We start from the raw sequence: 507 nt of genomic DNA on the forward strand, positions 1-507 counted from the left end.
CGGTGTCGTCTCACGCCAGCACGCGGCGAGCGGCGCCGCGCGGTATCACCTCGCCACGACCGCCGCCGGGCGCCGGCACCTTCACGGCCAGTGCGCCGAGTGTGGCGCCGTGGTCGTGCTGCCGCCCGAGGCCCTGCGCACTGCCGCCCGCATGCTGCGCGCGATGGCCGGCTTCACGCTGGCGCTCGATCAGAGCACGCTCGTCGGCCGGTGCGCGGCCTGTGCGGCGACCCCCCACCGCTGAAACGACAGCTGGTCGCCGAGACGACGGGAAGTTCCCATCGTTTCGGCGACCAGATGTGGTCTCACGGCCTCGGCGCGGCTCAGGGAGCCAGGCGCGTGGGGCCGCGGAAGAGGTAGGTGACCTCGCGGATCGAGTCCTGCCCGAGCAGCAGCATCATCACGCGGGCCAGGCCCATGCCGAAGCCGCCGTGGGGCGGGGCGCCGTAGCGGAAGAAGTCGAAGTAGAACTCGAGGTGCTCGGGCTCCAGGCCCTTCTCGCGGGCC

At 73.0% G+C, this 507-nt stretch carries 1 protein-coding gene and 1 pseudogene; one reads left to right on the top strand and one right to left on the bottom strand.

Going from position 1 to position 507, the window contains the following annotated elements:
• Window positions 1-244 (top strand): annotated as a pseudogene (locus tag NQ160_RS24535) (hypothetical protein); the annotation flags it as partial.
• Between the two features lie 79 nt (window positions 245-323).
• Here the strand turns inward: NQ160_RS24535 and NQ160_RS24540 are convergent.
• Window positions 324-507, bottom strand: a 184-nt coding sequence (locus NQ160_RS24540) for an amino acid--tRNA ligase-related protein (protein ID WP_306854209.1), incomplete at its 5' end; no start/stop codon positions are given.

The organism is Microbacterium sp. zg.Y909 (genome assembly GCF_024626565.1).